This is a genomic window from Rhodococcus sp. PvR044, from assembly GCF_040548995.1.
GTDB lineage: Bacteria > Actinomycetota > Actinomycetes > Mycobacteriales > Mycobacteriaceae > Rhodococcus_G > Rhodococcus_G oryzae.
The window spans coordinates 285,909-311,444 of the sequence record NZ_JBEPSX010000006.1 but is presented as its reverse complement, the minus strand read 5'-3'; the positions used below and the strand labels follow the sequence as shown (position 1 = coordinate 311,444).

The following is a 25,536-nucleotide window of genomic DNA, read 5'->3' as shown; positions in this document are numbered from 1 at the left end:
AGAGGACCCTGAAAGACGGAACGAACTCCGCACGGAACTGGCATTCCCATGAACGCACCGAGCTTTCCCCGGCCCGCGCCCGTCGACCTCGCGCACCACTCGCACCTGACGGGGATCTTCGAGCCGCAGCGGGAGGAGGTGGACGTCCGCGGCCTCGAGATCGTCGGTGAGCTGCCGTCGGACCTGCGCGGCGCGTACCTGCGCAACGGGCCCAACCCGCGGTTCGACCCGATCGGCCGCTACGTCTACCCGCTCGACGGTGACGGCATGGTGCACCGGATCGAGCTGGCGGACGGTGCCGCCCGGTACACCAACCGCTTCGTCCGGACGCCGATGGTGGTGGCGGAGGAGAAGGTCGGCCACGCGATCTGGGCAGGCGTGACCGACCTGTACACGCCGAGCGAGGCCGAGGTCGGGCCCGAGCTGGCCGGGACGCCGCGCGAACTGCCGGACATCAACGTGGTCCGGCACAGTGGTCGGCTGATGGCGATGGCCGAGACCACCAGGCCCTACCTGCTCGACCCAGCCGATCTGCGCACCCTCGGGCCGGAGAGCTGCGACGGCGCGATGGCGGTCGGCAGCACCGCACACCCCAAGATCGACCCGACGACCGGGGAGTTGGTGTTGTTCAACTACCTGCTCGATCCGCCATACCTGACCTGGTCCGTGGTCGCGGCCGACGGTTCGCTCGCCCGCCCGCCCACACCGGTCGCGGGGATGGACAAGGCTCTGATGATCCACGACATGGCCCTGACCGGGCGCTACATCGTTCTGTTGGTGTGCCCGTTGGCTTTCGACATGGCCGGCCTGCTCACCGGCGGGTCGGTACTGGACTGGCGGCCGGATGACGGCACCAGGGTGGCCCTGATCCCGCGCGACGGCGGCCCGGTCCGGTGGGCGAGCTGCGAGGCGTTCTGGGTGTGGCACTTCGCGAACGGGTTCGACCTGCCCGACGGGCGGGTGAGCGTCGACTACGCGCAATGGTCGTACCCGGGCGGGTTCGCGGACGCCGATCACCCGAACGTCGGCACGCTGATGCGGGCGGTGATCGATCCGGAGACCGGCGCGGTGCAGCGAACGGCCGTGTCGGACAGGGACGTCGAATTCCCCCGCATCGACGACCGCAGCCTCACCAGGGGCCACGGCACCGTCGCGACCGTCGGCAAGCTCGCAGGCCCAGAGGGCCCGATGGATTCTCTGTGGTTCTTCGGGCCGTCGGGATCCGAGGCGCACTGGGATCCGGGCAGCCTCACGGTGGGCGAACCGGTCTTCATGCCCGGTGCGGCACACGACTACTGGGGGATGATCGGCACCGACCGAGCCGACATGTCGTCGTGGTTCTGTGTGCTCCCCGCCGAGGATCCCGGATCGGGCCCGCTCGGCAGGGCGCGATTGCCGCTCCGGGTGCCCGCCGGGCTGCACGGGGCGTGGTTGCCCGCGTGATGTGTCGATATCGCGGTCGCTGATAGATTCTGCGCGGGAGCGCGTCGAATGGGCGTGCAGGGGTAATGCGCGGGGGCGAAATGGCAGATTTCAGAGTCAATCCGGATGACCTGGATAAATTCGCAGCAACATTGGCTGATCTGGCCACACAGGCATCGCAGGCCGAGGAGTACCTGAACAAATGGCTCCAGATCGGATACGCCGAGGGTCGTCTCTTTGCCCCTGTGGTCGAGAAGATCTCGGATGTGCTGTCGACGTTGACGCCTGCCTACGCGACTCTGACGACGCTGAGTGGTGACGCGGGCAACGAGCTCGGCCGAGCCGCTAATTCGTACCGCGTCACGGATGTTAATACCGCAGGGCAACTCGACGCTACGTATCAGGAGTCGTGATGCCTCCAAACCCGATCGAGCATCTCAAAGATCCCGCATCCATGGATCCCGTACCGGACCTGGTGGAGAACATCCTCGGCGCATCCCAGTACATCAGCGTGTCGTACTGGCTGGGTCAAGCGGCCGCATTGGCGACAGGCACCAACCCATGGGAGTGGGTGGCAGAGCAGTTTGCGGGGGACTGGGAAGCCGTCAACAAAGCGGGACAAGCGCTGTCGAACCTCGACGAGTTCAACCGCAGCTACGCTGCCGCAGTCCGCATCGGGATGGAGGGTGTTGACCACTCGTGGGATGGGCATGCAGCCGACGCGGCGGCCGAGTACTTTTCGCGGTTCAGTGGTTCTGTGAACGGCCAGGCACATGTCATTGGTGAGATCGGCGACCAATTGAAGATGATGTCGACCGGAATGTATGAGACGGCGCAGGCCATCAAGGGCTTGTGGGAGTTCTTATTGGATCTACTCATCGCAGCTGCCCTGGAGATGGCAGCTGCGGCCGCGACAGGGGTGACCGTCATCGGTCCGGTACTCGCGGGAGCCGCGGCGGTCGCAACGATCGCCAAGGCGATGGGCGTGTGGGGCGAGGTATTGACTCTCCATTCGAATACTTGGAATGCCGCACAAGGCACGATTGGGGTCATCGCAGGCAGTCTCGGTGGCTTGCAGGACTTGGAGGCCAATGTCCTTCCCACACGCTCCTATGATCACCCGGGGGTTTGAATGAACTCTGAAACTGACATACCTGTGGATATTGCCCGGGGTGATCGTGGACTTTCGTCCCACCTGAAGGCCTGCATGCAACTCCTTGCAGAACGGAGTGAGGACGCCGAGTTCAAGGCGGCCATCGCAGATGCGGTCGCGGGCAAGCGAAGCCTGCGGGACTTGGTTGGGTCGGATTCATTCGAGCGGGTTCTCAGCCCATTGGTCGATTCCTTCGCTGAGCAATACCGTGAGCTCAGTGACACCGATCGAGAGGCGATGGCGGTGGAAGGTCAACGTCAACTCGATCGGCTCGGCGCGACTTCACCGAATCTTGAACCTGCGGACGAGGATGAAGGCTATGGGTCCCGTGGAGTTTTGAGCTCGGATTGGTAGAAGGTCTCAGCAAGTTCGAATGGCTAATGCGTGAATGAACTTGGGGTCCGGGTGTTCCACGATGAGCCCTGAGCCATCGGCGGCAGCGTGAGTTCCCGTCAATCTGGGCAGCGAGCCGAGGACGAATGGAACCACTGAACCCAAAAAAAGGGCCAGCCCGATCAGAAATGGCCAGATCAGGCTGGGGCTCGCATCGCCCGTCGCGCGGATCAAGACCACAGCGATCAGTGCCAGCAGACCCGACGCGAGCATCAGCAAGAACGATCCGAAATAGACGCGGCGGCGGAGATCGCATTGCCGGCACAGCGGCCAACGGGCCTTCACGAGGACAGCGTGCTGAGAATCCTCCGACACGCCGGCGGCCGTCGAGAAGATATTCGCGGTGATGCCGAAGCGCCGGCCGGGTGCTCTGGACGCCGACGGCTTCGTCCTCACCATCATCTTGACGCGCCGCGATTCCGGAAGCCCATGCGCTGAACATGCTCGGGGGGCCCGCTCCTCCAGAACATAGAGGTATGGCCCCTTGCGATGCGAGGCCTCTGCCGATGGCACCCCTCGACCGGCCAGTGCCCGTGTCGACAGCTTGACTGCTTCTTGATCCCCCACGAATACATATTGGACTATCGCCTTCGAGTCGACCCGGCTGGCCGCCGCTGTGCGCGATTGTCGGCGACTCGGCCTAAGTTGGACCGCATGCCACAGCGCGCACCCTACGGTTCCTGGCTCTCGCCCATCACCGCCGCGGACCTCGCCTCCAGCGGGCACCCGGTCGACGCCGGCCACTTTGTCGGCGAGGAGATCTGGTGGTCCGAGCTGCGTCCCAGCGAGGGCGGGCGGACCTCGATCCGGCGCGCGGGCAGGCGCGGGGAGCCCGAGGACGTGCTGCCGCCGCCGTGGAACGCCCGCACCCGGGTGCACGAGTACGGCGGCGGCGGGTGGACGGTCACCCACGACGGTCGGCTGGTGTTCGCGGAGTTCAGCGACCAACGCGTGTACGCGCTCCGTCCGGGTGAGCACCCGATCCCGCTCACGCCGCCGCCCGCGGTCCGCGCGGGGCTGCGGTACGGCGAGCTGAGCGTCGTCGGCGACGAGGTGTGGTGCGTACGCGAGACCCATTCGGCCGACGGCGAGGTACGTCGCGACATCTGCGCCATCCCGCTCGACGGCTCCGGCGGCGGCGATCCCGCACGGCTGCGGTCGGTGGTGTCCGGCTCGCACTTCCTGGCCTACCCGCGGCTCTCGCCCGACGGCAGGCGACTCGCCTGGATCGCCTGGGACCACCCGCAGATGCCATGGGACGGCACCGAACTGCGGGTCGCCGAGCTCGACGAAAACGGTGTCTGCGGCCCGGGCCGGGTGCTGCTCGGCGGGCCCGAGGAGTCGGTGCTGCAGCCGCAGTGGTTCGACGACGGCTCCCTCTACGCGATCAGCGACCGCAGCGGCTGGTGGAACCTGTACCGGGTGGATCTCGGTGCTCAGCCGCCACAACCCGTGTGCCCGTTGGACGCGGACTTCGGCGCGCCCCTCTGGCATCTCGGTGTCCGCTGGTACGCCGAGCTGGCGGACGGTCGCCTGCTCGCCACCCGCACCGTCGGCACGGACACGCTGGCACTGGTCGACCCATCCGACGGCTCGATCCGGGACCTCGACCTCGGCGACCTCACCTCCCTCGGCATCACGGACGTGCGCGGCGATCGGGTGTTGCTGCGCAGCGGTGGCGCGCAGACGCCTGGCGGGCTGCGGCTGCTGGACCTGGGCACGGGTGCGGTCACCGATGTCCGGCTCGGCGTCGACGATCTGCCCGATGTCGCGTATCTGCCGACCGCGCAACCGATCACGGTCACCGGGCCGCAGGGGCGTGAAGTGCACGCGTACACCTATGCGCCGCGCAACCCGGACTACGCGGGGGTGGATGGGGAGCTGCCGCCGTACGTCGCGTTCGTGCACGGTGGCCCGACCGCACACGTCGCGCCCGCGCTGAGCATGGTGTTCGCGTATTTCACCAGCCGCGGGATCGGCGTGATCGATGTGAACTACGGCGGATCGAGCGGATACGGCCGCGAGTACCGCAACCGGCTGCGTGGGCAGTGGGGGATCGTGGACGTCGAGGACACCATCGCCGCCGTCCGCGGGTTGGCCGACGTCGGGCTTGCCGATCCGCGGCGGCTCGCGATCGAGGGCGGCTCGGCGGGCGGCTGGACGGTGCTGGCGGCGCTGACGACCTCCGATGTGTTCGCCTGTGGTGCCTCGTATTACGGCGTCGCCGAGCTCGAGCTGTTCGTCCAGGAGACGCACGACTTCGAGTCCAGGTACATCGACGGCCTGATCGGTCCGCTGCCGGAGAGCAAGGAGCTCTACGCGCGGCGGGCGCCGGTGAACAATGTCGACGGGCTCTCCTGCCCGGTGCTGCTGCTGCAGGGCCTCTCGGATCCGATCGTGCCGCCGTCGCAGGCGGAGCGGTTCCGGGATGCGATGGTCCGCAAGGGGATACCGCACGCCTACCTGGCGTACGAGGGGGAGGCACACGGCTTCCGGAAGGTGGAGACCATCGTCAGCTCGCGTGAGGCGGAGCTGTCGTTCTACGGCCAGGTGCTCGGCTTCGAGACGCCCGGGATCCCGCGGCTCGAGCTCTGGCGTCCGTAGCCGTCGTCGCGCTTCGTCTTGCTTGCACACCCTTTGGCAAGGTCGCACGGGTATTCCGGTGCCAGAGGGTGTGCGATCTCGGGAGAGGGTGTGCGGGGGAGCGAGAGGTCACGGCTTCGGCGTGCACGCCACCCGGCCGCGGGGCGGCGGCGACAGGCGGGCTCGCTCGATCGCGTCGAGGATGCGGCCGGCCACCACGCGCGGCGTCGCCAGGTCCTGCCAGGTCCACCGCGCCACCTGCCAGCTCGCGGCGCGAAGGGCGTCCTCGCGCTGCTTCTCCGCCCACAGCACGTCCGCGGGCGTCTGGCCCTCCGGCACCAGGCGACCGTACTTGACCTGGCCGTCGAATTCGCCGACGACTCCGAGCTCCTCGAACAGGAAGTCCACCCGGCCGAGGTGGGCGCCGTCCGGGGCGTACAGGTTCGGCTGACAGTCCGGGACGGGGAGTTGCTCCCTGACCATCAGCACTCGGCTGCGTGACTCGCCGACGCTCTCCGATCGACCGTCGAGCAGATCCACGACGCGGTGGGCCCTGCGGCGGCCCGAGCGCTCGGGCAGGCCGCCGACGGCCTCGCCGAGTTCGGCGGCGGTGAGCGCGGTCGTGCGCAGCGCGTGGTCACCAACGACGACTGCCTCCTCGAAGGGGAGCGAGCGCGCCAGGTCGAGGACGGTGCGGGCGAGCGTGGTCACGCGCAGCCCGGCGACCTCGGTTGTCTCGTGGTCGGCGAGCTCCGCCACGTGCACGTGCCGCAGCCCGGTCCTGCGCCCGCCGCCCGTGCGGTTGCGAGTCAGGTGGACTCGACGCAGGGGCGTGTTCCACATCTCGAGGCCATGTACCGCCGCGGCGGACTGGTGGCTCAGCACGGCATCCGGCGACGCGACCCGCAGCGCTGCCTCCGCCACCAGCCGGTGAACCGCAACGGGATCGAGCGTGTCCAGGTCGTCGCGGGGCGCATACGTTCCCGGCCGCAGCCGCTCCCAGGCCCCGGTGCGGCACTGGCGCTGCAGTTCGTGGTCGGTGGCGCCGCGTCGCAGTGCCTCCTGGCGTCGGATGATGTGTGCCCCCATGCGATGAAGGCTGCACCTCGGCTCGGGGGTTCGGCGTTCGGAGCGCTGGGCGAACCAGCAGCCTGTGCACGGGTCGTGGGTTGTGCACAGGCGGCTGGTTTTGCGTCGGGCGCACACCCGTTGCCAAGGTCGCACTGGGTTTGGGCGCCCAACGGGGGTGCGAACTTGCCAAAAGGTGTGCGGCCAAACAGAACGCGCCCCCACCGAGAGTCGGTGGGGGCGCGTTGCTGGGTGTTGCTACTTCTTGCGGCCCGGGGCCTTGGCGCCGGCCTTGAACCCGAGTCCGCCCGCCTTTGGCTGGGGCAGCGGAGCGGCCTCAGCGGCAGGTGCACCGTTGTCGGCAGGAGCACCATTGGCCTCCGGTACACCGTTGGCGGAGGGAGCCTCGTCGGCAGGTGCACTCTCGACGGCCGGTGCGGCCTCGGCAGGTGCACTCTCGGCGGCGGGGGCAGCCGGGGCCGGAGCCGCGGGCGCGGCGGCGGCCGGGGCGGCCTTGCGCGCACCCGGGGCCTTGGCGCCGGCCTTGAATCCGAGCCCGCCCGCCTTCGGCTGCGGCGGCGCGGCAGGTGCCGGTGCCTCAGCAACCGGTGCCTCGGCAACCGGAGCCTCGGCAACCGGAGCCTCGGCGGCAGGTGCCGGTGCGGCGGCGGCCGGAGCGGCAGCCTTCGCGCCGGGAGCCTTGGCCCCACCCTTCATCTGCAGACCCTTACCGGGAGCCTTGGCGCCGGACGCGAGGCCCAGACCCTTCGGCTTGGCGGGAGCAGCTGCCTCGGCAGCGGGAGCCTCGGCGGCGGCCGGAGCGGCCTCGGCGGCGGGAGCGGCGGCGGCGGGCTTGGCGCCCGGAGCCTTGGCCCCACCCTTCATGCCCAGACCCTTGCCCGGTGCCTTCGCGCCACCCTTGAGGCCGAGGCCCTTCGGAGCGGCGGCCGGAGCCGCAGCGGTCTCGGCGGCAGGAGCAGCCTCGGCGGCGGGAGCGGCAGCGGCGGGCTTGGCGCCCGGAGCCTTCGCACCAGGGGCCTTCGCGAGACCCTTCATGCCCAGACCCTTGACCGGGGGCTTGGAGGCAGGAGCAGCCTCGGCGGCGGGAGCGGCAGCGGCGGGCTTGGCGCCCGGTGCCTTCGCGCCCGGGGCCTTGGCGAGACCCTTCATGCCCAGTCCCTTGACTGCGGGCTTGGCGGCGGGAGCAGCAGCTGCGGCAGCCTCGGCGACCGGAGCGGCCGGTGCGGCTTCGGCGACCGGGGCGGTCTCGGCGGCGGGTGCCGGGGCCTTCTCGCGGGGTTCGACCTTGATGTTCGCGGTCAGTGTCGCGGGCTCGAGGCGGGTGATGGATTCGAGCATCATCTGCGCGACGTCGACGACCTCGACGCCTTCGCCCTGGCCCGATTCCTGGCGTGCGGTGACGCCGTCGGTGAGCATGACGCGGCAGAAGGGGCAGCCGGTCGCGATCTTCTTCGGATCCGTGGACAGCGCTTCGTCGACGCGGTCGACGTTGATGCGCTTGCCGATGTTCTCTTCCATCCACATGCGCGCACCACCGGCACCACAGCACATGGATCGTTCGCCGTGACGCGGCATTTCCTTGAGGTTGCTGCCGGTGGCGGCCATCAGTTCACGGGGCGCGTCGTAGACCTTGTTGTGGCGGCCGAGGAAGCACGGGTCGTGGTAGGTGACGTCCTCGTTGACCGAGGCGACGGGGATCAGCTTCTTCTGCCGCACCAGGCGGTTGAGCAGCTGGGTGTGGTGGATGACCTCGTAGTCGCCGCCCACCTCCGGGTACTCGTTGCCGAGCGCGTTGAAGCAGTGCGCGCAGGTGACGACGATCTTGCGCTTGGACTGCTCGACACCGTCGAAGACGTTGTTGAGCGTCTCGATGTTCTGCATCGCGAGCTGCTGGAACAGGAACTCGTTGCCCGCGCGGCGTGCGGAGTCGCCGGTGCAGGTCTCGTCGGCGCCCAGGACCATGAACTTCACGCCCGCGGTTGCGAGCAGTTCGGCGACGGCCTTGGTGGTCTTCTTGGCGCGGTCCTCGTAGGCGCCGGCGCAGCCGACCCAGAACAGGTATTCGTAGTCCTCGAAGGTGTCGGCGTCCTTGCCGTAGACGGGGATCTCGAAGTCCATCTCGTTGATCCAGTTGAGGCGGTCCTTGGAGTTCTGGCCCCAGGGGTTGCCCTTGTTCTCGAGGTTCTTGAACAGCCCGGCCAGCTCGGATGGGAACTCCGACTCGATGAGCACCTGGTAGCGGCGCATGTCGATGATGTGGTCGACGTGCTCGATGTCGACGGGGCACTGCTCGACGCAGGCGCCGCAGTTGGTGCACGACCACAGGGTCTCGAGGTCGATGACCGGAGCCAGTTCACCCTCGACGGTCTCGCCGACCAGCTTGCGGCCGGCCTCGGTGAGCGCGGCCTCGGGGATCTTTGCCAGCGCGGCCTCGTTGACGTTGCCGTCGGCGTCGACCAGGCCGATCTCGTCGCCGGCTGACCCGTTGCCCCCAGGGCCTTTACGGCCACCGGCCAACAGGTAGGGCGCCTTCGCGTAGCCGTGGTCGCGCAGCGACATGATCAGCAGCTTCGGCGACAGCGGCTTGCCGGTGTTCCAGGCGGGGCACTGTGACTGGCAGCGGCCGCACTCGGTGCAGGTGGTGAAGTCGAGCCAGCCCTTCCAGGAGAAGTCCTCGATCTGGCCGGCGCCGAGGGTGTCGGTGTCGGGGTCGACGTTGTCCATGGTCAGGGCCTTGCCCTTGGACATCATCGGCTTCGCGGCACCGAGGGCGACGCCGCCGTCGTCCTCACGCTTGAAGTAGATGTTCGGGAACGCGGAGAAGCGGTGCCAGGCGACACCCCAGGTGATGTTGCGACCGACCACGTACAGCCAGATCATGCCGGACATCAGCTTGACGAACGCGAAGATCGAGACCATGACCGCGCTGGCGGGCAGCAGCTTGGCGACGTTCATGGTGAAGAAGTCGGTCCACGGGTTGGCGTGGCCGTAGGTGGCGATCTTGCCTGCCTTCACCATGACCATGCCGAGGCCCTCGACGAACACGACGATCTCGACGAAGTAGGCCGGGCCGAACTTCGAGCCGCCGAAGCGCGAGAGCCGCTCGGGGATCCGCGGGTGGTTGAGCTGGCGGATCACGATCAGCACCGTGATGCCGACGATGGTGCCGATGCCGAGGAGCTCGTCCCAGAGGTGCCACATCCAGGTGTCACCGAAGATCGGCCAGTGGAACTCCGGGTTGAAGGTCTGGCCATAGGCCTCGAACCACAACAGGAAGCCGCCGAGGAAGCCGATCATCACGAGCCAGTGCGCCCAGCCCACGGTGCGGAACTTCTGCATCCGGGTGTGCGCGATGAACTCGATGATCATCTGCTTGAAGCGGGGGACGAACGGGCGCCAGCGGTCCGGGGCTGGTTGACCGAGCTGCACCGTCTTCCCCATGGTCCAGGCCCCACTCAAGAATGAGGCCCAACACACAAGGCTGAGCAGTGCGCCGATCGTGCCCAACGTGATCGTCAGGGCGTTCATGTCACGGCCTTTCCTTCTACGACGGCAACGCCAACGAACTTCTCGGGCGGAGCCTCGGGGCTTGTCACAGCTAAGTTACTCGTCGGTAGCATCCCGAGCCAACGTCGAGTCCATGGTCGCATCGCCCGGGGGTCGACGCGAGGCACAGGAGTTCTCACGCTCACCGTAATTTGTGCCCCTGTGGAGGGTTCAGTGCAGGTCAACCTAACTTCGCCGGATGACCTGCGGAGAAGTGAGCGGAACGAAAGGGTCGGCGGCCAATTGCTGCGCCTTGTTCTCAGAAGAATCACAGATTAGTGTCCACCGAGACTGTGTTGTGACCCATGTGTCAATTTTGGTTTCCAGAGGGGATTTGTAGATGAGGCTGAAGAAGTTCGCGGCGACGTCGCTGATGGCGATCGCGGCGCTGGGTGTGGGTGCGGGCACCTCGTACGCGGCACCGGCTGCGCCCGCGCCCGAGACCATCGACTGGAGCTCGAAGGTCGAGGGACAGTCGGTCGTGACCACCATCGACGCGGGCGGCTTCAAGGTCTCCGGTGACGGCAAGAACATCGAGCTGCAGGACAACGCGGGCAAGGCCGTCGTGAGCCTGCCGCTGGCGTTCCAGCTCAACTCGCTCAAGTTCCCGATGGAGCAGAAGATCAGTGAGGACGGCAAGACCGTCACCCTGACCCCGATCTTCGACCTGGGCAAGGCCAAGTCGGTCACCCCGGCCGATCGCGGCGACCGCACCGTCGGCAACATCGCGATCAAGGACATCGCCTCGCCGGCCGAGAACCTGATCGCGCAGCAGACCTTCGGTGCGCAGCTTGCGGTGGCCACCGCCTCGGGCGGCCTCATCGGCACCATCCTCGGTTGTGCCGCGGGCGCTCTCAGTTTCCTCGTTGTCGGCTGCGTTCCCGGCGCCGGCATCGGCGCGATTGTCGGGACCATCGCTGTCGGCGGACCGACCCTGATCGCGGCGGGCATCGGCCTGGGTCAGACCCTGCTCGCCGAGCCGGGCACGAGCATGTACGCCGAGCACCTGCAGAAGTAGTACTCGCAGAGCAACGAAAAGCGGCCCGTCACCTCCACGGAGGTGACGGGCCGCTTCTCTGTGGTGGCCTCGTGGACGGCGCCGCCCGAGTGGGGTCGCCGAGGGCCTGCGAGCGTGGAGGGTGCGGACCAGCGGGCCCGCACCCTCTCAGTCGCTCAGGACGCGGTGCCCGCGTTCGTGGCGATCTTGATGACGTATCCAACCATCGACATCAACACGTCGGTCGTGGTCTCCATGGAACTTCCTTCTGTCCGCCGGCGCCAATGCCCGGCATTGTTCTGACTGGGCCCCCCAGTCAGGTTGTCGCTGGCGCGCGCAATCCTCCCCGCCCCAGGAACAACGGGATTCTACCGTTAACCCGCGGTTCGGTGGGACGTTACCCCGGAATGCGAAAAGGGGCCTCGAACGCGAAAGTCTGCGTCCGAGGCCCCTTTTCGTGAGGCCGTGAATTCTCGATCTAGCCCGTGCGGACCTTCAGGCCCGGGTTGGCCGCGAGGATCGCGTTGATCGGCGTCCCGTACAGCTGGGGGCTGTCACCGACCAGCGTGGTGACCACGGAGGCCAGCTCGCAGTACATCATGTCGCCCACGTTGGAGGCGCTCGAGATGCCAAGCGCCCTGGTGCCGGTCACGATGGCGCCGCCGCTGTCACCCTGCAGCGCACAGATGTTCGCGGTGAAGCCGTTCTTCAGGGTGCGGGTTCCGACGTCCACGATCTGGTTGACGGAGTTGATGGTGCCGCAGCTGAAGCCGGTGGTGAGGCCGGACTTGCACACCGGCGCCCCGACCACGGGATCGGCGGTGCCGGTGATCGGCACCGGGTTCGCGCCGGGGGCGCGGACGAAGTTGTTCTCGAACCGCTTGGTGGCGGCGTCGTCGATCTTGATCACCGAGTAGTCGAGGCCCTCGACGGTCGACTTGGCGAAGGTACCGAAGCGATCGCCGAACGCGGCGCCGTGCGTCTCGAAGGCGATCGAGGCGGCGCCGGTGCCCGCGGCATCGCGGTTCGGGTCGCAGTGTCCGGCGGAGATGTTCACCGCGCGGCCGGAACCGTCCGTGCCGTTGAAGCCGAGTGAGCAGCGGAACGCACCGTCCGCGTTCTCGGCGGCGTAGGCGTCACCACCGAGGCGGGCATCGGCGGCAACGGGGCTCTCGGCGACCGGCGGCGCGGACGAGCCGAGCGCCGGGGCCAGCACGACGCGAGCGGACTCCAGGAAGTCGGGCAGCTGCAGACCCTGGCCCTCGGCGGTGTTCTGGACGCGCAACACGACGTCGTTGTTGACCGTGTCGATCGCGGCGCCGCTGATGAGACCGGACAGCGGTGCGGGGAGCTTCTCGATCCAGCTGTTCATGTGGCCGAGCTGATCGCGCAGCGCGCGCTCGCTGCGCGGCAGGTCCTTCACCTTGTAACCGGCTGCCTCGACGGCCGCGCGGGCGGCTGCCTTGTCCGGGCCGTCCGCCAGACCGATCAGCGGCGAGCCGGCCGGGTCGAGCCACGCGCCCGCGAAGGACTCGGGGAACTTCCCGCGCATCGTGTTGGCGAACTCCACCAGCTTCTGCCCGGCCTCGGCCTTGTCGAGGTACTGGGCGGGGCTGAGGCCGAGATCGCGCTGGATCGCGGCAACCAGGTCGGCGGGCAGCGCGGTCGCGGGCGCCGGGGCGGCGGGCTCCGCGTGCGCGAGGGCCGCGCCGGGCGCGATCAGGAGGAGGGCCGCAGAGCCGATCATCGCGGCACGGCGGGCGCGAACGCTACGCATGGGGACCTTTCGGATTGAGGGCATGCGGGCATGACCCATCCGTTTAGGCCGGGTCAGTTGTAGCGACTATATGGGTTACGCCCGCCGTTGCCTACCGGAAACCATCGGATGATTCGGCGCCGCGGCGGCGCCGCTGATGTATCAGGGGCGCGCGTTTCCGGCCCGGACCTGCAGGTCGAGGCCGAGAGTCGCGTTCGCGTGGTTCACGATCTTCTCGATCGGGATGCCGATGCTCGCGGTGCCGCCCTCGGGCGCCAGCACGAGGTTGGCCTCCGTGCAACTCGGGGCGCCGCCGGAGTTGGAGCCACTGGTGATGCCGAGGGCCCTGGTCCCGGTCAGGATGGCGCCGCCGCTATCGCCGCCGAGGGTGCAGGTGGAGCCCGCGAACCCGCGGACCAGGCGGGTGCTGCCGTCCGCCATGTGCAGCGGGGCGTCGACGCTGTCGGCGAGGACCATGCCGCAGGTGAACGTGGAGGTCTGGCCGGACTTGCAGATCGGCGCGCCGATGACCGGACGCGCCGTGCCGGTCACGGTGACGGTGGTGCCGTTGGCCCCGCGGACGGTCGGCTTGTCCAGCCCGGCGGCGGTGCCCGCCTCGTTGAGCTTGATCACCGAGTAGTCAAGGCCGCCCGCGGCCTCGCCCATCGCGGAGTGCCGGAAGGCGCCGATCTGCGTGCTGCGGGAGACATCGGCGAAATCGGGCAGGTAGACCGGGGCGCCCGCGGGCACCTTCGCGTTCTCCTGCGAGGGATCGCAGTGGCCCGCGCTGAGGTTGTAGGGGGCACCGGCGGCGTCGACGGCGTTGAAGCCGAACGAGCAGACCCCGATCTCGCCCGGGTCGATGTCGCGGGCGATCGGGCGCGGAGTGCTGATGTAGGTGTCGCCGCCCTGCGCGTGCGGGTCGACGGGCGGCTGGCCGCCGGGGCTCAGCACGACCTTCAGCCCGGCCAGCAGCGTCGGCAGGTTCAGTGCCCGGCCGATGGGGCTGTTCACCACGTCGATGACGACCCGGTTCTCCAGCACGTCGATGGAGCTGGAGTTGATCTGCGAGGAGACGTCCTTCGGCAGCCCGAGGATCCACTTGTTGACCTCTGCCAGCGAACCCTCGAGATCCTTCGCGGACACCGCGGCGAGGTGGGTGGCATAGCCGTCGCGGGCCACCCGCTGCGCTTCGGCGGTGGTGGTGACCGCGACGACGGGGACGCCGTCGACGCCCATCCAGGAACCGGCGTAGGTGGCGGGGCTGCCCTCGCGCAGCGTCTGCGCGTAGCCGGCCAGTCGCTGCGCGGCCTCGGCACGCTCGATGTACTGCTGCGGGGTCAGCTTCAGGTCGCGGGCGATCGCGTCGACGAGTTCTGCCGGCAGCTGCTGCGCGACCTCGGCGGGCGAATTCGACTGGGGTTCATGCGGTTCGGCCTGTGCAATAGCGGAGAACGGGAGCAGGGTGGCCGAGGCGAGGATTGCGGCGCGGAACGCCAGCGGGAGACGCATGAAGACCCTTCGTCGAGAGCGCGGATGTATCAGCGCTCCACCTTAGGGCAAGTGTGGCTTTGCCGCCCGTGTGCCTGATAGACCGGTTGGCGAACGCATCTATGCCGTCTCGACGCTCTCGGCCGGAGCCTTCGAGGGCTTCGGCCGGGAGCGCGAGACGGCCACGCCCGCCAGGCACAGCGCCCCGCCCGCGAGCGTGAGCAGCCCCGGCAGCTCGCCGAGGAACACCCAGGCCATGGCGACGACCAGAGCGGGCACGGCGTAGGTCGTCGCGCCCATGCGGCCCGCCGTCGTACGGGCCAGGGCGTAGGCCCAGGTCGTGAAGGCCAGGGCGGTCGGGAACACCCCGAGGTACACCATGTTCAGCGTCGCGGAGAGCGGTGCCCGGCTCGCCTCGTGGACGAGCTGCCCGGCAAACGGCAGACACGCCACCGCGCCGACGAGGCACCCGAAGGTCGTGATCTGCAGCGCGCTGCCGTGCGACAGGGCGGGCTTCTGTGCGACGACGCCGCCCGCATACGCAACGGCCGCCAACAGGCAGAGCAGGACGCCGAGGACCGAGGAGTGCCCTTCGCCGGACATCGACAGCCCGACGGCGATCGCGCCTGCGAAGGACACCGTCATGCCCGCGATCAGCCGGGGCGGCAGAGTCTCGCCGAGGAACCGGGCGCCGAGCAGGGCGATCAGGATGGGCCCGATGTTCACGATCATCGCGGCCGTACCCGCGTCGACCTCCCGCTCACCCCAGTTGAGCGCCACCATGTAGACGCCGAACCACAGGAGGCCGGACACCACGATCCCCCTCCAGGCCGCCCGCGACGGCAACCCCTCCCGCCGGATCAGCAGGACCGCACCGAGGACGAGAGCCCCGGAAAGCAGCCGACCGAGGGCGAGCGCGCCGGGGGAGTAGGCGGCCCCGGCGCTGCGGATCGAGACGAAGGCGGAGGCCCACAGGACCACGGTGACACCGGCGGCGGCGAGCGCCAGACGCGTGGTGGCACGGGTGTTGGTCATGGGGTGACCGTAGGCAATTCGCGCCCGGTGTGTCAGGCGACGGCCGCTCCGTCGGCGGGGGTGGTCGTGGTGGTCGTCGCCTTCGGGGTGGTCGTGGTCGTTGTGGTGGTCGCCTCGGTCGTCGTGGTGGGCTTGGTTGTCGTGGTCGTCTTCGGGGTGGTCGTGGTCGGCCGGTGAGAGGGGCTCGGCTGGGCGGGCGGCGTCGTGACGACGGGCGGCGGGGCCTGGGTCGTCGGGGCGACGGTGGTGGTGGGCGCGGTCGAGGCGGGGCTCGATGTCTTGCTGCTCCTGGCCGTTGTGGACGCGGGCGCCTTGGTTGTCGTGGTGGTCGGCCGAAGCGAGACGGTGACCTTGGGCGTCGCGGACGGGGCGATGACGGGGACCGCGGTCGCGGGGGCATCGGTGGAGCGCAGGCTCACCACCAGACCGACCAGCGCGACGGCGAGGATCACGCCGGCCGCCGCCGTGATCGCCGTGGTGCGTTGGAACCGGAAGCGGGGCGCCGCGGCCGTCGGTGTCGCCGCGGCAGGGGCGAGCGGCACCGGATCCGGGTCCAGCAGGACGGGGAGCACCGGACGGCCGGGGCCGGCCTCGGTGAACGCGGTCGGTGGGCCCGCGACCGAGACCGCGGGCATGATCACGGTGTCGGCGTCGCCATCGATGTCGGTGCGGACCGCCGCGACGGTGGCCGCGGCGACCGCCGTGGTGATGGCGCCGCCCGCCGTACCGCCCGCCGCGATGATCGCGGCGCCGTGCGCGCCCGTGTATCCCGGCCGGGGCGGCAGCACGGTCGGCAGGCCGACGGTCGCCTCGGCCAGTCGCGACACCAGCGGCATCGCGGATCCGCCGCCGGTCAGCAGCAGCGCGCACACGTCCGACAGCGCCAGGTCATGGGCGCCGATGGTCTGCTCCACGAGGTCGAGCGACCCGGTGATCGACGATTCCAGCAGCTCCTCGAGCTCGCTGCGCAGCAGGGTGACGGTGGCGGTGGCGCCCGCGAGCTCCACGGCGAGCTGAGTCTCGGTCGCCGTGGACAGTGCTTCCCTGGCCTCGGCGCACCGGCGTCGCAGCACCGACAGCTCGGCCCTGGTGGCCGGATCGCTCAGGTCGACCTGCCCGAGGTCGCCGGCGGCCGAGCCCAGTACGTGCTCGAGGATCGCCTGGTCGAAGGTGTCGCCACCGAAGCGGGTGGTGAAGGTCGACGGCCGGAGGAGCCCGGCATCCGTGCCCGTGCGTACCAGGGAGATGTCGAGCCCGGCGCCGCCGAGGTCGAAGACCGCGACGATCGCGTCGCCAAGCGTGCCGTGCGCCGCCTCGAGCCAGGTCACCGCGGCCACCGGCTCGGGGACCAGCGTGACCCCGGCCAGCCCGACGTGGGCGAGGGCCTCCCGCATCGACTGCGTGGTCGCGTCGGACCAGCGTGCGGGGTGGGTGGCGATGATCTCGGGCTGTTCGGACAGGCCGGGGAATGCCTCGGCCGCCTCGTGCACGAGGCTGTGCATGGCGGTGGCGACCAGGTCCTCGGCCAGGTATGCGGAGCCGTCACCGATCACGAGTCCGGCCGGATCGCCTGCGTGCGCGGCGAACCCGGAGATGACGTCGGGCGCATCGACGGGTGAGCCGAGTATCGCCTCGCCCGCCGCCGTCAACTGCAACGTCGCGCGACGAGCGATGGTGGCAGGCTCGGCGCCGGTACGAGGACTTTCGGTGGTGTGGAGGACCGCAACGGCGTTGGTGCCGCCGACCCCCAGCCCAAGCCCCGCGGCCATGTCTCTCCCCCATCTCATTGCTGTCGCGCTCGCCGGGGGTTCGCGCGTCGCGCTGCCGGACCGACGCGCGATCTCGGGCGACAGCCTATCTATTCGCCTACGCTCGATCCGGAGAGCATCGACGCAAGCGGGGTGGTGATCCTTGGCCCTGCGCGAGGTACTGGGAGAAATATGACCGATCCCGAATCACCACCGGTGCCGCAGCCGGTCCTGGAGCCGCTCAGCGCGGCGGCCCTCTTCCTGGTGATGACGGCAGGCCCCGGCGCCGAGGACGCGGTCACCCTCCGCGATGTGGCGTCGGACGTCGGGTCGCTGGTCCGGGCGGTGGGATTCCGGGAACTCGCCGGGTCCCTGTCCTGCGTGGTGGGTTTCGGTTCGGAGTTCTGGGATCGGGTGGGGCCGGGCGCCACACCGGCCGGGCTGCATCCCTTCGTCCCGCTGCGAGGCGAGGTGCACAGCGCGCCTGCCACCCCGGGGGACGTGCTGTTCCACATCAAGGCTTCCCGCGCGGACCTGTGTTTCGAGCTGGGGCGCCTGATCCTGGCGGCGCTCGGCGACGCGGCGACCGTCGCGGACGAGGTGCACGGGTTCCGCTACTTCGACGCCCGCGACCTGCTCGGCTTCGTCGACGGGACCGAGAACCCGACCGGTGCGGGCGCGGGCGCGGCGGCCCTGATCGGGGCGGAGGACCCCGCTTTCACGGGCGGCAGCTACGTGATCGTCCAGAAGTACCTGCACGACATGGCCGCATGGGCCGAGCTGAGCACCGAGGAGCAGGAGCGGGTGATCGGGCGGACGAAGCTCGAGAACGTCGAACTCGACGACGCGGCCCTGCCGAGCAACTCGCACGTCGCGCTCAACACCATCGTCGACGACGACGGGACCGAGCACGAGATCCTGCGCGACAACATGCCGTTCGGTTCCCTCTCCGCGGGCGAGTTCGGTACCTACTTCATCGGTTACGCGAAGGACCCCGCCGTCACGGAGCTGATGCTGCGGCACATGTTCCTCGGCGATCCGCCCGGCAACCACGACCGGATCCTGGATTTCTCCCGGGCGGCGACGGGGACCCTGTTCTTCGCGCCGAGCCAGGACCTGTTGGAGGCGCTGGCCGACATCCCCGTGCCGGACGTCGAGGAAGCGGAGCCGGAAGAGGTTGCGCCGCGCGACCTGTCCCTGAAAATCGGTGATCTCAAAGGAGTGTCTCAATGACTGATTCGAGCAATCTGCACAGGAACCTCGCGCCGGTGACCGAGGCCGCGTGGGAGCAGATCGGTGAAGAGGCCGCACGCACCTTCAAGCGTCACGTCGCCGGGCGCCGGGTTGTCGACGTGGCCGGGCCGTTCGGGTACTCCTATTCTGCGCACAACCTCGGCCGGGTGCGCTCGATCACCGCATCGGACAGCAGGATTCGGGCACAGCTCCGCGAGGTGCACCCGCTCGTCGAGCTGCGCTTCCCGTTCACGCTCAGCCGCGCGGAGATCGACGACGTGGCCCGCGGGTCGCTGGACTCCGACTGGCAGCCGGTCAAGGACGCGGCCAAGGCGATCGCGTTCGCCGAGGACCGCACCGTCTTCGCCGGCTTCGAGGAGGCCGGCATCGTGGGCCTGGGGCCGTCGAGCAGCAACCCGCCGCTGTCGCTGCCCGAGGACCCGCTGCTGGTCCCCGACGCCGTCGCCTCCGCGCTGTCGGCGCTGCGACTGGCAGGCGTGGAGGGACCGTATTCCCTGGTGCTCGACGCGGATACCTACACCGCGGTGAGCGAGACCAGGGACGAGGGCCACCCGGTGTTCCATCACCTCAAGGACCTCGTCGGCGACATCATCTGGGCCCCGGCGGTGGCGGGCGGCTACGTGCTGTCCACCCGCGGCGGCGACAACCAGCTCACCCTGGGGACGGACCTGTCGATCGGGTACGACAGCCACACCGCCGAGTCGGTGACGCTGTACCTGGAAGAGACGCTGACCTTTTCGTCGTTGACGGCGGAGGCCGCCGTCGTGCTGGGACGCTGACCGATGTCGGGGTCGTCGAGGTACCGCGACGTCAACCCGCTGTACCGGGCGATGCGCGACCTCGCCGGGACCAAACCGATGGCGTGGTTCTTCGCCCGCACGCTCCACCACGTCGACGGCCCCGTCTACCGGTTGACCAAGGGGCGCAACACCTTGACGACCCTCCTCACCGGACTGCCGCTGGTCATGCTCACCACCACGGGGGCGAAGAGCGGGGCGAACCGCACCGTCCCCCTGGTGGGGATGCCGGATGGGGACCGGATCGTGGTGATCGCCTCGAACTACGGACAGCATTCGAACCCGGCCTGGTACTTCAATCTGCGCAAGCATCCCGAGGCCACGGTCACCGTCGCGGGCGGTGAGCCCCGGCAGGTGGTCGCCTACGAGGCGGAGGGGGAGGAGCGGGAGCGACTGTGGCGCATGGACCTGGAGGTCTATCCCAGCCGTGCCGCCTACAAAGAACGCGCCACCGACCGGCGGATCCCGGTGATGGTGCTCGAACCCGGGGCAGGCGGCTGAGCCCGACGACGCGAGGGCTCACCGCTCAGCCGATGAGCTCGCTCGATTCCTTCCGCCAGTCGTAGACGACCCGGGTCCGCAGGACGATGTCCTGCAACGACCGTCGCCGGGGGTCGACGGCCGCCCACAGCAGGCCGACGGCGAACAGGACGCAGAGCACGGCCCGCACGGCGGCGCGGGGCAACCGGAGCAGCCGGCCCTTGGCGGTGACGACCCGCAGCCCCATCGCCACCGCGCCGACGGTGCGTCCGGTCGTGACCCAGCAGCCGGTCAGGTACACGACCGACACGGTGAGGGTGACGGTCGCCGAGGCCAGAAAAGCCGGCTCGGGGAACCGGAAGTTCTGCGGGGAGTAAAGCAATCGCACCAGGGCCAGGCCCAGGTAGGTCACGCCGATGATCGCGAGGACCACCCCGAGGTCGATCACGGCGGCGATCGCGCGGGTGATGATCCCGGCAGGCCGGTGCGGAGGTTGATCGAGGTGCTCGGTCACGGCGCCGGGTCCCCGGGGCGGCCGCCGCCGATGGGCACCTCGTCGTCCGGGCCGGGGCCGCGGCCGAACAGCTTGCCCACGAAGCCGGCGACTGCGTCGTCGGCCTGCATGCCCTGGCTCCGGACCCCGCGAACCGCCTCGGAGGACAGCGAACCCGTCGACTCCCGGATGATCTCCGGCAGGTCGACGCCCTCGATGATGTCGTTGGCGAGGCCGACGAGGTCCATCCGGGCGATGATCGCGTCGATGTCGATCCGGCGCGCCACCTCGTCGAGGTCCACCCGCGCGATCTGCCTGTTGAGGTCGACGGAGTCGACGATGCCGTCCAGGTCGAGCCTGCCGATCACGGCGTCCACGTCGAGCCGGGCCGCGATGCGGTCGACGTCGATGGTGGCGGCGATCTGGTCGAGATCGAGGGACTCGGCGATCAGGTTCAAGTCGACGTTCTCGCGCACGAGGCGGGTGAGATCGATCTCGAGCAGGGCCGCCGCGACGACCTCCCTGATCACGAGGCGAAGCAGGTCCTGGACGGTCGGGGCGGCGGTCCGCGCGACCTCCTCGCCGCGCGCCCGCAGCGCGTCCGTCGTGGCGTCGAGGCGCCGGGCCAATCCGGGCACCCGGCGCAGGGTGCCGAGGGCGAAACGGGCCGTCGCGCCCACCACCTCGGCCGCCGTGACCGCGGCGCCGATCGCCACGAAAACCGCGTCTGCGCCGGGAAGGCTCGCGGGCGGCCGGCTCGGCGCGGGCGTGACGTGCTGGTCCGGTGACATGGTCCCTCCCAGATCGGGGTCTGACGCGAAGAGGTCAGGTCGTGATCATAGGTGTCACAGGTGGGTACGACACCGGTTGTGTCGGGGTCGTGACCCGGGCTCGGTGCTCAGCTCTCCGTGCCGTGACCCATCGCGCGCAGCATCGACAGCATGTCCGCGCGGGAGGTGGCGTCGAGGCGACGGCGGATCCGGGCGACGTGGTGCTCGACGGTTTTCGCCGAGATGAACAGCCGGGCACCGATGTCCCGGTAGGTCAGGCCCATCACCAACAGGTTCGCCACCTCGGCCTCGCGGTCGGTCAGGCCCGCGCTGAGTTCGCGCTCGGTCCCCGCGACCGTGCCGGGCGTCGACGACGCGGCGGGTCGCAGGGAGCGCGCGACCTGCAGCAGCGTGGTCGCGGTCCTGGTGTCGGAGGCGCGGAGCGCGGCCTCGCTGGCGAGACGGGCACCGTCCCATGGCAACCCGATGCGGTCCAGGGTGCGCGCGGACTGTTCCACCACGGTCGCGTCGATCTCACCCTGCAGCACCCGAAGCCAGGCGCGGCCCGCGGCCGCGAGGCCCGCCGCGTACGGGCTGGTCTCGGCCGCGACACCGAGGGCGTTGGCGTGCGGCAGCAGTTCCGACGGGCTCTCGGCCAGGATCGCGGCCTGCACGCCGTACCAGTGCAGGGGCGAGCCCCACAGCGTGGGTTCGCCGAGCCGGGTGAGCAGTTCGTTGGCCTGCTCGATGAGGTGCGCGAGTCGGTCGGTGTCCCGCAGTCTGGCCGCGCCCAGCCACAGTTCGCCGAGCGGGAGCAGGCTGAAGAGATCGGCCGAGTGCTCTGCGATGACGCCGTGTGCCCGCTCCCACGAGTGGGTGAGGGCGCCGATGTCACCGACGCGACGGGCCAGTCCGACCCGCAGCGCCGCGATGAACAGCGCGTCGCGCGGGGTGGGCTCGGTGTCCGTCGGCATCGCATCGAGCCGGGCCGTCGCGGCATCCAGGTCGCCGCGGATCATGGCGATCCAGGTCAGCAGCAACTCGTGCCGCTGACGGGTGATGCTCTCGCGAGGCTCGGTGTCCAGTGCCCGCTGCAGCACGGCCTGTGCCCCCGCGAGTTCGCCGCACGCGATGCCCGCCAGTGCGGTGATGGCGGCACCGCTGTCGGGTAGCAACCGGGGTCGGGAACCGTTGGCGGACAGGGACAGCCCACGGGTCAGCGAGTTGACCGCGATCGCAACCCGGCCGTCGATCGACTGTCGCAGGCCCTGCGCGAGCAGCGCTGCGCCCGCGGACGTCGACGTCGGGGGCGAGCCCGCCTGGCGGTCCGTCATCGCCTCGGCCCGCTCCGGCCGTCCCGCGGCCAGCAGCACCGTGGCCGCGATGGGTGCGTCGGAGCCGACGCGGGCCGGGCCGAGCCATTCGTAGAGATCTGCGCTGCGGCCGAGCATGCCCTGCTGCGCGGCGACGCTCGCCGCGATCCGAACGGCCGCAGCGAGTTCGGTGTCGGTCAGGTCTGCAGCCCGTTCGAGCAGGCCGTCGGTGAGCCCGACCGCGGTGTCCAAGTCTGCGCTCAGCGCCGCCGCCTCGGACCAGCGCAGGGCGAGGGTGTTCCGATCGGCGCCCGCGCGGACGGCCTCCGCGTACAGGCTCGCGGCCAGCGGCGGCTCGGCGTGTTCGGCGGCGCTGCAGAGGAACTCGGCCAGCTCCGGATCCGTCACGCCCGCCTCGCCGTAGGCGCGGGCCGCGGGGAGATCGAGGGCGCCGTCCGCCAGCTTCGCGCGCAGCGAGTCGGCGTGCAGCCGGGCCAGCCGCTGCGCTCCGAGCGCGGCGGCCAGCGGTTCGCGGGCGACGGGCAGGAGGGTGTGGGTGACCAGTCCGGTGCCGCGCGCCCGGTCGATCAGGTCCTGGGCCACGGTCGGGTCGACGGACAGCACCCGGACGAGTTCGACGGGATCGGGCCCCGAGCCGATCGCGGCGATCGCCAGGGTGCACAACAGGTCCGCGTCGAGCTCCGCGAGCCGGGGGCGCAGGTGTGCGGCCGTCGCTGCGTCGAGGGCCCGTTCCAGAGCGGGCTGGGTGCGCGGCTCGGTGGGGTCGAGGCGGGACAGGGCGCCGAGCGTCGCGTCGACGCTCTGCACGCCGCCCCCGGTGATCCGCAGGATCGCGGCGGCGAGACCGATAGGAAGTCGCACGCCCAGTGTCGATTCCGCGCGGACGACGATGTCCCGCGCAGTCATCGGGTCGAGGGGCAGTGAGCCGAGCGCATCGCCGAGCGAGCGCAGGGCGCGGCTGTGCGGCCGCGGTTCGGTGGCGACGATCACGGTGATGTCCGGGCGGTGCGCGGCCAGGGTCAGCGCGTCGACCGCGGCGTCGGGCAGCCGATGGGCGTCGTCGACGACCAGCGCGCCGCCGGGTTCGACGTCCGCGACCGCCGTCGAGGCGACGGCGGTCCCGTTGGCACGCAGCTCGTCTCGGATCGTGGCGAGCAGGGTCGATTTGCCACTGCCAGCAGTTCCGCGGATCAGCATGTGCGGGGTGCCCGTTCGCGCGGCGGCGAGGAACGCCTGTGCCCCGGGCATTCCGGCGAGGGTGGCCGCAGCGGTGCCGGTTGGTTCGGAGGTCAGCACGGTCACGGTTCCTACTGCCCGCCGCCGAGCAACCCGCCGACGCCCTGGCCGACGCCGCCGACGACGCCGCCCAGACCGCCGAGCACGCCGCCGACGCCGTTACCGACACCCTCCACCACGCCGCCGACGCCGTTTCCGACACCGGTGGCGGCGCCGCCGACGCCGTCGACGAAGTCGTTCGCGATCTGGCCGCCGCCGTCACCCTGCGGGGGCGCGGGCGGGGGCGTGTACCCGCCGCCCGCAGGAGGCGCAGGTGGGGGCGGGGGTGTCCCGCCGCCAACGGGTCCCGGTGCAGGCGCCGGGGCGGGTGCGGGTGCGGCGGCGGGGGAGCCGGGTGCCGGGGCGGGTGCCGCGGCGCCGCCCGAATTGGCGGAGACCTGCCGCGCGGTCGAACCGGCGTCGGATCGGATGGGCGCGCCGGTGGGGTCAAGACGGACGGGGGAGTCCCCGGTGGTCGGGCTGACCACGCCGTCGACGACGGGCAGCACGGTGCCGTCCGGTGCGACCGTGGTGGTGACGCTGTGGCCGCTGGTCGTGGCACCCCGGCTGGTGTCCGCGTTGGACGGCGTCAGCGCGCCGGTACCGAGCGAGAGTCCGCCTGCGGCCAGGATGGCGATCGCGGCGGCCGCGGCGGCGACGATCGCGGCCTTCTTGGGGGTGGAGAGCGATGCGCCCCTGGAGGCGGGCCGGACGCCGGGACGCGGACCCGCCGACGCGGGCGGCACCGGCGCGACCTCCACGACGGTGGTCGCGGCGGCCGCGGCGGCCGGAACCACCGCGAGCGGCACCGTGTGGGCGCCCTCCGCGGCGGCGAGGAGCGCGGCGCCCTGTGCCGCGGTTCGCTCGGGATGGGCGTCGGCGACGACGGGCAGCCGCAGTTCGGCGGAGAGCAACTCGGCGACCAGCGGCATCGCCGAGCTGCCACCGACGAGCAGGACCTGACCCACGTCGGACAGGTCGACGCCCGCGTTGCGCAGCGTCTCCCGGACCAGTTCGACCGAGTCCGCCAGCGGCTCCCGGATCAGGTCCTCCAGCTCCGCACGCACCAGTCGGACGTCGCTGTGCACGCCGGGCAGGTCGATCCCGATGACCGTCTCGGTGTCCGAGGACAGTGCCTCCTTGGCTGCGCAGCAGCGGGCCCGCAGTTGGGCGAGGGCGTTCATGGTGTCGGGGTCGAAGGGGTCCAGTTCGCCTGCCTCGCCCACGACACCGTCGAGCACGTACCGCAGCGTGAGGTGGTCGAACTCGGATCCGCCGAAGTCCTCGGACCGCATCGGCTTCCCGATGATCCGAGGAGTGTCGCCTGCGTGAACGAGCGTCACGTCGAGGCTGGTGCCGCCGAGGTCGTAGACGAGCACGAGGTCGTCGGAGGTGCCTGCGTAGTCGCGGGATCCGTTGCGCTGCAGCCATGTGACCGCGGCCTCGGGCTCGGGGACGAGCGTGACCCCGCCCAGGCCGGCGCGGTCGAGCGCGGAGCGCAGCGCGTCCACCGTGTGGCCCGGCCAGACCGCCGGATACGCCGCCGCCACGGCGGGGAACTCGGCGAGTTCGGCAGAGGACGCCTCGATCAGGCACTGCATCGCGGTGACGACGAGGTCCTCGCCGGTGTGGGTCGAGCCGTCGTCGGCGACGAGCGCGACGGGGTCGCCGACGCGGGTGGCGAAACCGGAGATGACGGTTCCACGTGGAACGTCCCCCTCGTGCCTGCTGGGCACGCCGAGAACCGCGGGGGCGTCCCCGCCGAGCGCCAGGGTCGAACTCGCCGTGATCGACGGTCCCTGCGCGTCCGCGTCGTGCTCGAGGGCGGTGACCGCCACCGAGTTCACGGCGCCGACGGTGAGTCCGAGTCCAACAGTCATCGAAGTGTTCTCCCGTGCTCGCCCCGCGGCTTCCGCCGCC

20 protein-coding genes are annotated in these 25,536 nt (G+C 70.2%); 9 read left to right on the top strand and 11 right to left on the bottom strand.

The genetic code is table 11. From position 1 onward, the window contains the following. Nucleotides 1-48 precede the first annotated feature (48 nt). From ABIC28_RS16640 to ABIC28_RS16625, 4 genes are all read left to right on the top strand, one after another. Nucleotides 49-1,443 carry a carotenoid oxygenase family protein gene (locus ABIC28_RS16640; protein ID WP_354579867.1) on the top strand — a complete coding sequence of 465 codons (1,395 nt, stop codon included), beginning with the start codon at nucleotides 49-51 and terminating at the stop codon, nucleotides 1,441-1,443. Between the two features lie 80 nt (nucleotides 1,444-1,523). Beyond that, nucleotides 1,524-1,835: a type VII secretion target gene (locus ABIC28_RS16635; RefSeq protein ID WP_179800530.1), complete on the top strand. Its 312-nt coding sequence runs from the start codon at nucleotides 1,524-1,526 to the stop codon at nucleotides 1,833-1,835. Then, entirely contained in the window at nucleotides 1,835-2,554 is a 720-nt protein-coding gene (locus ABIC28_RS16630) for a WXG100 family type VII secretion target (protein ID WP_097211786.1), read from the top strand. The genes ABIC28_RS16635 and ABIC28_RS16630 overlap by 1 nt, the downstream gene beginning before the upstream one ends. Next, entirely contained in the window at nucleotides 2,555-2,929 is a 375-nt protein-coding gene (locus ABIC28_RS16625) for a hypothetical protein (protein WP_143548434.1), read from the top strand. It begins immediately after the preceding gene. A gap of 6 nt (nucleotides 2,930-2,935) precedes the next feature. On the opposite strand, the gene ABIC28_RS16620 is transcribed toward ABIC28_RS16625, so the two are convergent. After that, complete coding sequence (locus tag ABIC28_RS16620) at nucleotides 2,936-3,535, bottom strand: hypothetical protein (protein WP_354579864.1); 600 nt, start codon at nucleotides 3,533-3,535, stop codon at nucleotides 2,936-2,938. Nucleotides 3,536-3,622: 87 nt separating this feature from the next. Between ABIC28_RS16620 and ABIC28_RS16615 the strand changes: the two genes are divergently transcribed. Then, a complete protein-coding gene (locus ABIC28_RS16615; protein ID WP_354579862.1) occupies nucleotides 3,623-5,572 on the top strand; it encodes a dipeptidyl-peptidase 5 in 1,950 nt (649 codons plus the stop codon). A 108-nt stretch (nucleotides 5,573-5,680) separates the two neighbouring features. On the opposite strand, the gene ABIC28_RS16610 is transcribed toward ABIC28_RS16615, so the two are convergent. Together ABIC28_RS16610 and ABIC28_RS16605 are read right to left on the bottom strand one after the other, a co-directional pair. After that, entirely contained in the window at nucleotides 5,681-6,640 is a 960-nt protein-coding gene (locus ABIC28_RS16610; RefSeq protein ID WP_354579860.1) for a type IV toxin-antitoxin system AbiEi family antitoxin domain-containing protein, read from the bottom strand. Between the two features lie 237 nt (nucleotides 6,641-6,877). After that, the gene (locus tag ABIC28_RS16605) at nucleotides 6,878-10,168 is read right to left on the bottom strand and encodes a (Fe-S)-binding protein (protein WP_354579858.1); all 3,291 of its coding nucleotides are present in this window, start codon (nucleotides 10,166-10,168) and stop codon (nucleotides 6,878-6,880) included. Nucleotides 10,169-10,526: 358 nt separating this feature from the next. Here ABIC28_RS16605 and ABIC28_RS16600 point away from each other — a divergent pair, with 358 nt between their 5' ends. Then, nucleotides 10,527-11,204, top strand: coding sequence for a DUF8020 domain-containing protein (locus ABIC28_RS16600; protein ID WP_354579856.1), 678 nt, complete (start codon nucleotides 10,527-10,529; stop codon nucleotides 11,202-11,204). A gap of 457 nt (nucleotides 11,205-11,661) precedes the next feature. On the opposite strand, the gene ABIC28_RS16595 is transcribed toward ABIC28_RS16600, so the two are convergent. The 4 genes from ABIC28_RS16595 to ABIC28_RS16580 all read right to left on the bottom strand — a co-directional run bounded on the left by ABIC28_RS16595 (nucleotide 11,662) and on the right by ABIC28_RS16580 (nucleotide 17,234). Then, a complete protein-coding gene (locus ABIC28_RS16595; protein ID WP_209928417.1) occupies nucleotides 11,662-12,960 on the bottom strand; it encodes a S1 family peptidase in 1,299 nt (432 codons plus the stop codon). Between the two features lie 141 nt (nucleotides 12,961-13,101). Continuing rightward, nucleotides 13,102-14,451: a S1 family peptidase gene (locus ABIC28_RS16590; protein ID WP_354579854.1), complete on the bottom strand. Its 1,350-nt coding sequence runs from the start codon at nucleotides 14,449-14,451 to the stop codon at nucleotides 13,102-13,104. A gap of 99 nt (nucleotides 14,452-14,550) precedes the next feature. Then, on the bottom strand, nucleotides 14,551-15,465 hold the full coding sequence (locus tag ABIC28_RS16585; protein WP_269588439.1) for a DMT family transporter: 915 nt from the start codon (nucleotides 15,463-15,465) through the stop codon (nucleotides 14,551-14,553). Between the two features lie 32 nt (nucleotides 15,466-15,497). Next, nucleotides 15,498-17,234, bottom strand: a complete 1,737-nt coding sequence (locus ABIC28_RS16580) for an Hsp70 family protein (RefSeq protein ID WP_354579852.1) — start codon at nucleotides 17,232-17,234, stop codon at nucleotides 15,498-15,500. A gap of 171 nt (nucleotides 17,235-17,405) precedes the next feature. Between ABIC28_RS16580 and ABIC28_RS16575 the strand changes: the two genes are divergently transcribed. The 3 genes from ABIC28_RS16575 to ABIC28_RS16565 are packed head-to-tail and all read left to right on the top strand — an operon-like array spanning nucleotide 17,406 to nucleotide 19,765. Next, nucleotides 17,406-18,446 (top strand): Dyp-type peroxidase, encoded by a 1,041-nt coding sequence (locus ABIC28_RS16575; RefSeq protein WP_097210004.1) that lies wholly within the window; start codon nucleotides 17,406-17,408, stop codon nucleotides 18,444-18,446. Next, on the top strand, nucleotides 18,443-19,246 hold the full coding sequence (locus ABIC28_RS16570; RefSeq protein ID WP_097210005.1) for a family 1 encapsulin nanocompartment shell protein: 804 nt from the start codon (nucleotides 18,443-18,445) through the stop codon (nucleotides 19,244-19,246). Before ABIC28_RS16575 ends, ABIC28_RS16570 begins: the two co-directional genes overlap by 4 nt. A 3-nt stretch (nucleotides 19,247-19,249) precedes the next feature. Continuing rightward, entirely contained in the window at nucleotides 19,250-19,765 is a 516-nt protein-coding gene (locus tag ABIC28_RS16565; RefSeq protein ID WP_097210006.1) for a nitroreductase/quinone reductase family protein, read from the top strand. Nucleotides 19,766-19,790: 25 nt separating this feature from the next. On the opposite strand, the gene ABIC28_RS16560 is transcribed toward ABIC28_RS16565, so the two are convergent. The 4 genes from ABIC28_RS16560 to ABIC28_RS16545 form a co-directional block, all read right to left on the bottom strand. Further along, a complete protein-coding gene (locus tag ABIC28_RS16560) occupies nucleotides 19,791-20,258 on the bottom strand; it encodes an RDD family protein (protein ID WP_097210007.1) in 468 nt (155 codons plus the stop codon). Beyond that, nucleotides 20,255-21,028, bottom strand: a complete 774-nt coding sequence (locus ABIC28_RS16555) for a hypothetical protein (protein ID WP_269588444.1) — start codon at nucleotides 21,026-21,028, stop codon at nucleotides 20,255-20,257. Before ABIC28_RS16555 ends, ABIC28_RS16560 begins: the two co-directional genes overlap by 4 nt. Before the next feature lie 107 nt (nucleotides 21,029-21,135). After that, nucleotides 21,136-23,589, bottom strand: coding sequence for a LuxR C-terminal-related transcriptional regulator (locus ABIC28_RS16550; protein ID WP_502945031.1), 2,454 nt, complete (start codon nucleotides 23,587-23,589; stop codon nucleotides 21,136-21,138). A gap of 59 nt (nucleotides 23,590-23,648) precedes the next feature. Continuing rightward, nucleotides 23,649-25,496, bottom strand: coding sequence for an Hsp70 family protein (locus ABIC28_RS16545; RefSeq protein WP_354579845.1), 1,848 nt, complete (start codon nucleotides 25,494-25,496; stop codon nucleotides 23,649-23,651). Nucleotides 25,497-25,536: the final 40 nt, after the last annotated feature.

Coding starts and splice junctions, on each gene's coding strand:
- ABIC28_RS16640 (WP_354579867.1), top strand. CDS start 49: ATGAACGCACCGAGCTTTCCCCGGCCCGCGCCCGTCGACCTCGCGCAC.
- ABIC28_RS16635 (WP_179800530.1), top strand. CDS start 1,524: ATGGCAGATTTCAGAGTCAATCCGGATGACCTGGATAAATTCGCAGCA.
- ABIC28_RS16630 (WP_097211786.1), top strand. CDS start 1,835: ATGCCTCCAAACCCGATCGAGCATCTCAAAGATCCCGCATCCATGGAT.
- ABIC28_RS16625 (WP_143548434.1), top strand. CDS start 2,555: ATGAACTCTGAAACTGACATACCTGTGGATATTGCCCGGGGTGATCGT.
- ABIC28_RS16615 (WP_354579862.1), top strand. CDS start 3,623: ATGCCACAGCGCGCACCCTACGGTTCCTGGCTCTCGCCCATCACCGCC.
- ABIC28_RS16610 (WP_354579860.1), bottom strand. CDS start 6,640: ATGGGGGCACACATCATCCGACGCCAGGAGGCACTGCGACGCGGCGCC.
- ABIC28_RS16605 (WP_354579858.1), bottom strand. CDS start 10,168: ATGAACGCCCTGACGATCACGTTGGGCACGATCGGCGCACTGCTCAGC.
- ABIC28_RS16600 (WP_354579856.1), top strand. CDS start 10,527: ATGAGGCTGAAGAAGTTCGCGGCGACGTCGCTGATGGCGATCGCGGCG.
- ABIC28_RS16595 (WP_209928417.1), bottom strand. CDS start 12,960: ATGCGTAGCGTTCGCGCCCGCCGTGCCGCGATGATCGGCTCTGCGGCC.
- ABIC28_RS16590 (WP_354579854.1), bottom strand. CDS start 14,451: ATGCGTCTCCCGCTGGCGTTCCGCGCCGCAATCCTCGCCTCGGCCACC.
- ABIC28_RS16585 (WP_269588439.1), bottom strand. CDS start 15,465: ATGACCAACACCCGTGCCACCACGCGTCTGGCGCTCGCCGCCGCCGGT.
- ABIC28_RS16580 (WP_354579852.1), bottom strand. CDS start 17,234: ATGGCCGCGGGGCTTGGGCTGGGGGTCGGCGGCACCAACGCCGTTGCG.
- ABIC28_RS16575 (WP_097210004.1), top strand. CDS start 17,406: ATGACCGATCCCGAATCACCACCGGTGCCGCAGCCGGTCCTGGAGCCG.
- ABIC28_RS16570 (WP_097210005.1), top strand. CDS start 18,443: ATGACTGATTCGAGCAATCTGCACAGGAACCTCGCGCCGGTGACCGAG.
- ABIC28_RS16565 (WP_097210006.1), top strand. CDS start 19,250: ATGTCGGGGTCGTCGAGGTACCGCGACGTCAACCCGCTGTACCGGGCG.
- ABIC28_RS16555 (WP_269588444.1), bottom strand. CDS start 21,028: ATGTCACCGGACCAGCACGTCACGCCCGCGCCGAGCCGGCCGCCCGCG.
- ABIC28_RS16550 (WP_502945031.1), bottom strand. CDS start 23,589: ATGCCCGGGGCACAGGCGTTCCTCGCCGCCGCGCGAACGGGCACCCCG.
- ABIC28_RS16545 (WP_354579845.1), bottom strand. CDS start 25,496: ATGACTGTTGGACTCGGACTCACCGTCGGCGCCGTGAACTCGGTGGCG.